Here is an 8,575-nt window from a genome sequence, read left to right as displayed (position 1 = left end):
CACTGGGGGGTGTAACCACCCCACAACCCGCAAAAAACCCGGGCCGCCGGTTGTCCTGTTGCGGGGCCCCCCCCCCCCCCCCCCCCCCCCCCCCCGGGGGGGGGGGGCGCCCCCCGCCCCCCGCGCCACATCCCTGCGCCGGGCTCAGCGCCGGGCCGGCCGGGGCGTCAGGGGGCCGGGGTGACCTTGAGCGTGGCGGTGGCGGTGAAGGCGCCCAGGCCGTAGGAGAACGTGACGGTGTCGCCGGGCATGAGCTGGAGCGTGCCGTCGCCCGGCCGTCCCGGCTCGGGCAGGGCCGGGATGCGGCCGGTGAAGTCCAGCGCGCCGGTTCCCGTCTCGGTCACCCGTACGGTCTCGGAGTCGCCGCGGGAGGTGCGCACCCTGACCGTGCCGTGCTCGGCGGTGGCCGGGTCCAGGTTGAGCGGCGCGCGGAGCCGTACGTTCACCGTGTCGGCGGGCGCCAGCGTGCCGGCGGCGAGGCCGGGCACGGAGCCGGAGACGTGCACGGACGTCTGGTCGGCGGCGAGCTGGGCCAGGCTGGCGTTCCATGCGGTGTTGAAGGCCACCCAGCCCTCGGTGTAGCCGAGGTCGGCCGTGGGGTCGTACGGGTAGGAGGCCTCCTTGGGCGAGCCGTCCAGCACGCCCCGCACCTCCTCCAGCTCACCCGCGCCCCGGCCGGGCGGGTACTCCTTCGGCCAGCCGCGCTCCACGCCCTCGAAGCCCTGCGGGGTGGCGGCGTCGTGGGAGAAGTGGGCGTCGGCGGGATTGCGCCCGAAGACGTTGTCGATCTGACCGGCGGCGATGCGGCGCAGCGCCGCCCGCTTCGCGGGATCGTCGATCACACGTGCCGCGGCGAGGGCGGCGGCGGGGAGACCGGCGACGTTGCCCGGCTCGTTGAACTCCGGAATGATCCACAGCGAGTCAGAGTATTTCCGGAAATCCCACATGTTCTGGGACCGGGCGATGGCCACGTCCGCCCACTGCTCGATCTTGGCCGTCAGCTCGGGATCGGGGTACCGCTCGGCGTAGTAGGCCAGCGACTCCATGGTGACGTGCTCGCTCATCCGCTGGCCCTTGGTGGTGGCCGGGTCGTTCCAGTCCAGGTTCGCCACGATCCAGTCCACCTGCGCGCGGGCGGCGTTCAGGTAGCGGCCCGGGTCGGGCAGCCCGTCGCGCCGGGCCACGTCGTACATCATGAGGTTCGGCACGATCGAGTGGCCGGGCGGGAACTGCCCCTTGCCGGTGCCGATGATCGTGTACGTCTGGAACAGGTCCGCGCTGTGCGGGATGTCGTACCAGTTCCACCGGTCCCGGGCGGGGTTCGACCAGTTCGCGACCAGGTGATCGCGGGCCTTGACGTACTGCTCGCGGGGGATCCACTTCGACAGGTGCGGATAGGCGTGGACGAACCAGGCCAGCTGCTCCTTGAGCAAGGTGTGGTTGACCTTCCCTTGCAGGTACAGGTCCACGCCCCAGTTGATCAGCTTGACGATCTCGGGCGCGTCCGGGGTCGTGGAGATGGCCAGCCCGTCGTAGCGGCCGGTCCCGGGCGACCTGGTGAACGCGTCCGGGTTGGACAGGTACAGCTCGATCAGGCTCTGCAGGGTGAAGGAGAACTGGTGGTCGTCCCGCCAGGCGACTCCGGTGTTGCCGCGGTTGCAGTGGTTGCCCGCCGGGTCGGTGAAGACGAGCTTGGTGGCGTCGCCGTGCGCGCATCGGCTCTGCACCATGAAGTCCACCGCGCGCTGGATCGACACCCGGTAGGTCCAGTACGGGCCGATGCCGAACGGGTGCGAGGTGCCCGTGCCGAGGTCGCCGGTCACGGTGACGACGTACGGCCCGGCGCCGGCCGGGCGGAACCCGGTGAAGTCCCCCACGCCGCCCTTGACGGTGCCCCGGAACAGAACCTCGGCGGAGCCCTCACGGGTGATCGTGAAGGTGTCGCCGTCGGTGGCGCGCGGGGCGGTGAACCGCTTGGGCCCGGTCAGGTCGTAGCCGCTCTGGTTGACCAGCACGTCCTGGCTCGGCCGGGTGGAGGAGAGCCGTACGGCGTCGGCCCGGGTGACCTTGCCGGCCGTCCGCGCGGTCACCGTGACGGTCAGCGTGGCCCCCCGAGCCAGCCGGACGGTGCCTAGGGTGTGCCAGGCGTCCCCGAAGGCGGCCTGGTTCGCCCTGACCGACGTGCCGTTCCAGCCATAGGTGACGGCCGGGTCGTTGACGTCGGACGAGGCGGGGATCCAGACGCCGATGGCGTACTCGTCGTCGGCGGGGGCGGTGAGCGTCCAACTCGCGGTGGCGCCGACCTCGCGGGTGAAGCGGGTGGTGCCGCCGAGGTAGCCGGTGCGCTGGGCCTGGGTCCAGGTGCCGGTCTCCCGGTACCCGGCGTCGCGGGTCGTGGAGACGACCTCCACCGGTCCGGGGGCGGCCACGGCGGGCGGGCCGATGGAGACGGCGAGGAGTAAGGCGAGCATGCAGCCGAGCATGCGGGTGAATGTGGGCATGGAGCACCTCTGTCGTGACGGGCAGGGGGGTGTGGGGGCCGCCGGGCGGAGCCGGGGTTCTCCGCGGAAATGCCGTTCCGCCGAGGACACCTGCCGGGCGGCTCCCCTACTTCCGCAGGGGACCGGCGATCTCGGCCTCGGGGCGGCGAACCGGAGACGGCGGCGACGATCTCGGAAGCGGACCGGCGCCGCCACGTACCGGGATCACCCGTTCCACGCTCTGTTTGTTGCTCTCACCGGAAGCCACCCTGCCTCCATTGCAAGTCCCTTGCGACACTTGGGATGTTTGCGCACATGTTGCAAGGGCGTCAACCCCCTGTGAACCCGCCGTCTCGGCGGCGGGCCGAGACCGGGTCAGCGGACCCCGGTGAGCTTGTCGGGATTGGTGACCGAGTAGATGCCGGCGATCCGATCGCCGCCCGGCGTGAGGTCCACGACCACCACGGCGAGCGGGCTGTCGCCGGCGAAGACGAGCGCGCACGGGTCGCCCGCCACCCGGCGGTAGCGGATGTCCAGCCCTTCGGCGGGGACCGTCGCGGCGACCGACATGAACAGCGCGGCCACCCGGTCGCGGCCGTGCACGGGCCGCAGGCTGGTGGCGGGCCCCTTGCCGCCGCCGTCGGTCCACAGCGTCACGTCCGGTGCCAGCACCTCGAGCAGGGCCTGGAGGTCGCCGCCGAGGGCGGCCACGGCGAAGCGCTCGGTGACCTGGGCGTGGACGTCCGGCTCGGTCCGGTGCCGAGGACGCCGCGCGTGGACGTGGCGCCGCGCGCGTGCCGCCAACTGGCGCACCGCCGCCGGCGTACGGCCGAGGATGCCGGCGATCTCCGGGTGGCCGAAGCCGAACACCTCGTGCAGCACGAACACCGCGCGTTCCAGCGGCGACAGCGTCTCCAGCACCACCAGCAGCGCCATCGACAACGACTCGGCGCGCTCGACGGCCCCGGCGGCGTCGTCCTCGGCGGTGACCAGCGGCTCCGGCAGCCAGGGTCCGACGTAGGTCTCCTGCCGCCGGCTCAGGTCCGCGCGGCGGGCCAGCGCCTGGTTCACGCGATCCGCACCAGGTAGGCCCGCGCGTTCCCGACCGGTCCCGCGTCCTGGCTGCGGTGCCGGGCGGACCAGGCCAGCCACACCTCCTGCAGCGTGTCCTCGGTGTCGGCGACGCGGCCGCGGATGTGATCCATGCCACGGCCGTAGGCGGCGATGTCACAGCCGGCACCCGGCGACGCTCGCCGCGCAGCGGCGGCTGGCCGCCGAGAACGACCACGTGGCCGACCTCCGCAGCGCGGGCATGCTGGCCACCGCACCCGGCGGGCACCCGACCCAGCTCCTGGCGGGCAGCGGCCTGGAGGCCGAGATGACCGAGTTCATCTCCGACGCCGCGCAGGCGCCGGCGTTCGTCCAGGCCCGGCTGGCCGAGGGAGCCGACTATCTCAAGATCGTCATCGACGACGGCGCGGTCCACGGCGCCGAGCTCCCGGCCATGACGCCGGACGTCGCCGCCGCCCTCGCCGCGGCGGCGCACGAGGCCGGACTGCGGGTCATCGCCCACGCCATCACCGCGTCGGAGGTGGAGATCGCGCTCGATGCCGGCGCCGACGGCCTGGCCCACGTGTGGAGCGACCTCGCCCCGGACGACCCCGCCTCACAGCGGCTGGCCGAGCGGGTCCGCGCCCAGGGGTCTTCGTCGTGACCACGCTCGCCTACTTCGAGGCGATCACCGCCCGAGACGTCCAGACCGCCGACTGCGCCCGGCCCGGTGGTTTCGCCAACGCGGTCGGCGCGCTGCGGGCCCTGTACCGCGCGGGCGCGGCCCTGCTCGCCGGGACCGACGCCACCCCGTTCGTCCCGGCCCACGGCACCGGCATGCACCGCGAGCTGCGGCTGCTCACCGAGGCCGGGCTCAGCCCCGAACAGACGCTGGCCGCCGCGACCAGCCTGCCCGCCCGGCACTTCGGCCTGGCCGACCGCGGCCGGATCGCCCCCGGTCGCCGCGCGGACCTGGTGCTGGTCGAAGGCGACCCGACCCGTGACATCACCGCCATCGGCTCCATCGCCGACGTGTGGCGCCGCGGGGTGCGCCGGCCCCACCTCGAATCGAGGTAGCGCGTGACCGGCCTTTGATCCGCGGGCGGGCGGCACGCACGCCCGCGGGCACCGCCCGGTCGTGCCACCCGGCGTCAGCTCTCCGCGCGCCCGGCGTCGCGCTCGGCGTTGGCGATGATGGCGTCGTGGACGTAGCGCGACAGTCCGGGGGCCACATCGTCGAAGTTGAGGCCGATCCGTTCGTTGGCGAGGTACGACCTGGCGAGAGCGCGGTGGGTGTCGTGATCGCAGTCGTGGTAGCGGCGGTCGATGTGCAGCCGGTGCTCCTCGGCCAGGTCCATGACGGCCGGATCGGTGGCCGGGGCACCGGCGCGCATGGCGTCGAGCAGGCGCTGGTGGATGCCGGCCTGCTCGCGGCGGATCTCCAGCCAGTCCTCGGCCGCGTAGCCCGAGGTGCGCCGCTGCCGCTGCCGCCACTGCTCGGAGCCGCCCCACCGCCGCTCCGCCTGCGCGGCGTTGTCCTCCAGACGGGTGCCGCCGAAGACCTCCAGCCGTTCCTCAGGGGTGAGGGTGATGCCGAGCCTGCGCGCGTCGAGCTCCCGGTCGATCACGGCGACCATGGCCTGATACCGTTCGATCCGGCCGGTCAGCAGCCGACGCTGCTCGCGCAACCGGTCGGCGTCCGTGCGTGCCGGATCGGCGAGGATGGCGCCGATGGTGCCCAGGTCGAAGTCCAGCTCCCGATAGAACAGGATGCGCTGAAGCCTGCGCAGGTCCTCGCCGGAGTAGAGCCGGTAGCCGGCGGCGCTGCGCTCGCTGGGTTCGAGCAGGCCGATCTCGTCGTAGTGGTGCAGCGTGCGCACCGACACCCCGGCCAGCTCCACGACGACGCCGACGGTGTACTCGTGTTCTCCCATGGCCCCACTGTGCGGGCTCACGCCGCGTAGGGGTCAAGCCGTCCGGCCTGGACTGCTGAGCCGAGGTGCGGTTCGTGCTCGTCGAGCGGCGGGGCACCTTGAGCCTGTACCGGATCGACGAGAACCGCGTGCGCTGCTTTCCCACCGCCGCCGAGGTGGTGATGGGCGATCCGGTCCCGGCCTCGCCGGTGTGTCGCACCTCCGGCCACGGCGACGGCGCAGATGCGGCGAGAACTCGGGCGGTCACGCCGGCCGCCGGCCCCGGCCTGGAGATCCGCCCGATGCGCGACGCCGACGCCGCCCAGGTGCTGGTGATCTACCAGGCGGGGCTGGACACCGGGCAGGCCGGTTTCGAGACGGTCGCGCCGAGCCGGGAGGGGTTCACGGCGGCCAAGCTGCCGCACCTGCGGTACGTGGCGGCCGACGCCGGCAGCGGCGAGGTGGTCGGCTGGGTCGCCGCCTCGGCCGTCTCGGCGCGGCCGGTGTACTCGGGGGTGGTCGAGCACAGCATCTACGTCCATCCCGGCTGCCAGGCCCAGGGCATCGGCCGCGCCCTGCTGTCCGCGTTCCTCGCCGCGAGCGAGGAGGCGGGCGTGTGGACCGTGCAGACCGGCGTCTTCCCCGAGAACGCCGCCGGCCTGGCGCTGCGCCGGGCGCTCGGCTTCCGCGTGGTCGGCACGCGGGAGCGGATCGGCCGCCACCACGGCGTGTGGCGCGACGTGCTGCTGATGGAGCGGCGCAGCGCGGTCGCCGGTCGCTGAGCCGGCCGGGCGTACACCGGGTGTTCATCCCCGGTTCGGTGTCCACGGGATCGACGGCCACCTATATTGATGGCTGTCCACATAGATGGCATTCGATTCAGGGATCTGCGGGGAGCGGCCCGATGACCAGCAGCAGCACCTACAAGCGCGATGACCTGTCCATCGACCAGCGGCTCGCCCTGGCCACCGCCGCGCGCCGCCTGGGCGAGGAGTTCACCGGCGTCTTCGGCGCCGAGACCATCGAGCGGTTCCTGCACACCAGCTACGAGCAGTTCGCCACCAAGGCCGCGGTGGCGAACTTCCTGCCGTTGCTGGCCGAGCGGTTCGCCCGCCAGCGCCTGCACGCCCTGGCCAGGGTGGAGGGCAAGAGCGACGGGCGGCCGATCGTGCTGTTCCTGTGCGTGCACAACGCCGGACGCAGCCAGATGGCCCTGGGCTTCTTCACCCACCTGGCCGGGGAGCACGCCGTGGGTTGGTCCGGCGGGTCGGAGTTCGCCTCCGAGATCAACCCGGCGGCCGTGGCCTCGATGGCCGAGGCCGGCATCGACATCTCCCGCGAGTTCCCCAAGCCGTGGACCGAGGAGATCGTCCGCGCCGCCGACGTGGTGGTCACCATGGGCTGCGGGGACGCCTGCCCGGTCTACCCCGGCAAGCGGTACCTGGACTGGGAGCTGGAGGACCCGGCCGGGCTCTCGGTGGAGCAGGTCCGCCCGATCCGGGACGAGATCGAGCGCCGGGTACGCGCCCTGCTGGCCGAGCTGAACGTCCCCGTGCCCTGATAGACCGCTGTCGATATAGATACACTGCAATTTCGACAGCCGTCTATGCGCGTGGAGGTGTCCAGGTGGAGCCGCTGGAGCTGCTGGAGTGCAGCCCCCCGCTCGCGCGCGAGCCGCTGACCGCCGAGCAGGCGGCCGGGGTGGCGCGGGTGTTCAAGGCGCTGGGCGACCCGGTACGCCTGCGGATCGTCTCGATCGTGGCCAGCCACGCCGGCGGCGAGGCGTGCGTGTGCGACATCACCGACGCCTTCGACGTGTCCCAGCCGACCATCAGCCACCACCTCAAGGTGCTCAAGGACGTCGGCGTGCTCACCTCCGAGCGGCGCGCCTCCTGGGTGTACTACCGCGTGGTGCCCGAGACCCTGCAGGAGCTGTCGGCCCTGCTGAACACGCCCGCCACGGTCTGAGCCCGTCGCCGCGAGCACACCTGGAGCCGCCTTCATGACCGCCCCCGCCCCACCGGACGAGCGCAACGTGCTGGCCGGGCTGTCCACCCTGGACCGGTTCCTGCCGGTGTGGATCGGCCTGGCCATGGCCGCCGGGCTGCTGCTCGGCAGGCTCGTCCCCGGCCTGGACGCCGCGCTCGACGCGGTCAAGATCGGCGAGATCTCGCTGCCGATCGCGCTCGGCCTGCTGCTGATGATGTACCCGGTGCTGGCCAAGGTCCGCTACGACCGCCTCGGCACCGTCACCGGCGACCGCCGGCTGCTGATCTCCAGCCTGGTGCTGAACTGGGTCCTCGGGCCCGCGCTCATGTTCGCCCTGGCCTGGATCCTCCTGCCCGACCTGCCGGAATACCGCACCGGCCTGATCATCGTCGGCCTGGCCCGGTGCATCGCCATGGTGCTCATCTGGAACGACCTGGCCTGCGGCGACCGCGAGGCCGCCGCCGTCCTGGTCGCGCTGAACTCCATCTTCCAGGTCGTCGCGTTCGGCGCGCTCGGCTGGTTCTACCTCCAGGTCCTGCCCGGCTGGCTCGGCCTGGCCCAGGACGCGCTGTCGGTCTCGGCCTGGGACATCGCCTCGTACGTGCTGATCTTCCTCGGTGTCCCGCTGGCCGCCGGCTACGCCTCCCGCAGGCTGGGCGAGCGCACCCGCGGCCGGGAGTGGTACGAGTCGCGCTTCCTGCCCCGCGTCGGCCCGCTGGCCCTGTACGGCCTGCTGTTCACCATCGTGATCCTGTTCGCCCTCCAGGGCGGCACCATCACCTCCCAGCCCGGCGACGTGGCCCGGATCGCGCTGCCGCTGCTGGCCTACTTCGCCCTGATGTGGGGTGGCTCGTTCCTGCTCGGCCGCGCGATCGGCCTGCCGTACGACCGCACCACCACCCTGGCCTTCACCGCCGCGGGCAACAACTTCGAACTGGCCATCGCGGTCGCGGTCGGCGTCTTCGGCGTCACCTCCGGGCAGGCCCTGGCCGGGGTGGTCGGCCCCCTGATCGAGGTGCCCGTCCTGGTCGCCCTGGTCTACGCGAGCCTGGCCGCCCGCCGCCTGTTCACCGCCCGCGCCACCGCCGAGGAGCCCGCCCGTGCCTGAGGACCGCAAGCCCAGCGTCCTGTTCGTGTGCGTGC

Annotated in this window: 10 protein-coding genes; 6 read left to right on the top strand and 4 right to left on the bottom strand. The window is 72.9% G+C overall.

The window, feature by feature from the left end:
• Window positions 1–167 precede the first annotated feature (167 nt).
• The 3 genes from HNP84_RS37875 to HNP84_RS54075 form a co-directional block, all read right to left on the bottom strand.
• The gene (locus HNP84_RS37875) at window positions 168–2,501 is read right to left on the bottom strand and encodes a golvesin C-terminal-like domain-containing protein (RefSeq protein ID WP_185054837.1); all 2,334 of its coding nucleotides are present in this window, start codon (window positions 2,499–2,501) and stop codon (window positions 168–170) included.
• 354 nt (window positions 2,502–2,855) lie between these two features.
• A complete protein-coding gene (locus HNP84_RS37870; protein ID WP_312926661.1) occupies window positions 2,856–3,551 on the bottom strand; it encodes a sigma factor-like helix-turn-helix DNA-binding protein in 696 nt (231 codons plus the stop codon).
• Entirely contained in the window at window positions 3,548–3,685 is a 138-nt protein-coding gene (locus tag HNP84_RS54075; RefSeq protein ID WP_246519186.1) for a sigma factor, read from the bottom strand. Before HNP84_RS54075 ends, HNP84_RS37870 begins: the two co-directional genes overlap by 4 nt.
• 83 nt (window positions 3,686–3,768) lie before the next feature.
• Between HNP84_RS54075 and HNP84_RS56425 the strand changes: the two genes are divergently transcribed.
• Together HNP84_RS56425 and HNP84_RS56420 are read left to right on the top strand one after the other, a co-directional pair.
• Complete coding sequence (locus HNP84_RS56425; RefSeq protein WP_312926658.1) at window positions 3,769–4,194, top strand: amidohydrolase family protein; 426 nt, start codon at window positions 3,769–3,771, stop codon at window positions 4,192–4,194.
• Window positions 4,191–4,607, top strand: coding sequence for an amidohydrolase family protein (locus tag HNP84_RS56420; protein WP_312926656.1), 417 nt, complete (start codon window positions 4,191–4,193; stop codon window positions 4,605–4,607). Before HNP84_RS56425 ends, HNP84_RS56420 begins: the two co-directional genes overlap by 4 nt.
• 74 nt (window positions 4,608–4,681) lie before the next feature.
• On the opposite strand, the gene HNP84_RS37860 is transcribed toward HNP84_RS56420, so the two are convergent.
• Entirely contained in the window at window positions 4,682–5,464 is a 783-nt protein-coding gene (locus HNP84_RS37860; RefSeq protein WP_185054836.1) for a MerR family transcriptional regulator, read from the bottom strand.
• Window positions 5,465–5,538: 74 nt separating this feature from the next.
• Here HNP84_RS37860 and HNP84_RS37855 point away from each other — a divergent pair, with 74 nt between their 5' ends.
• The 4 genes from HNP84_RS37855 (at window position 5,539) to arsB (ending at window position 8,540) form a co-directional block, all read left to right on the top strand.
• On the top strand, window positions 5,539–6,225 hold the full coding sequence (locus tag HNP84_RS37855) for a GNAT family N-acetyltransferase (RefSeq protein WP_312926654.1): 687 nt from the start codon (window positions 5,539–5,541) through the stop codon (window positions 6,223–6,225).
• 122 nt (window positions 6,226–6,347) lie between these two features.
• Window positions 6,348–7,004 (top strand): arsenate reductase ArsC, encoded by a 657-nt coding sequence (locus HNP84_RS54070; protein WP_185054835.1) that lies wholly within the window; start codon window positions 6,348–6,350, stop codon window positions 7,002–7,004.
• A gap of 65 nt (window positions 7,005–7,069) precedes the next feature.
• Window positions 7,070–7,411 (top strand): ArsR/SmtB family transcription factor, encoded by a 342-nt coding sequence (locus HNP84_RS37845; RefSeq protein WP_185054834.1) that lies wholly within the window; start codon window positions 7,070–7,072, stop codon window positions 7,409–7,411.
• A gap of 34 nt (window positions 7,412–7,445) precedes the next feature.
• Complete coding sequence (arsB, locus tag HNP84_RS37840) at window positions 7,446–8,540, top strand: ACR3 family arsenite efflux transporter (RefSeq protein WP_185054833.1); 1,095 nt, start codon at window positions 7,446–7,448, stop codon at window positions 8,538–8,540.
• The last annotated feature ends 35 nt before the right edge of the window (window positions 8,541–8,575 follow it).

Origin of the sequence: Thermocatellispora tengchongensis, assembly GCF_014202315.1 — a bacterium.
Classification (GTDB): domain Bacteria; phylum Actinomycetota; class Actinomycetes; order Streptosporangiales; family Streptosporangiaceae; genus Thermocatellispora; species Thermocatellispora tengchongensis.
This window is presented reverse-complemented; position numbering and strand designations above follow the sequence as displayed.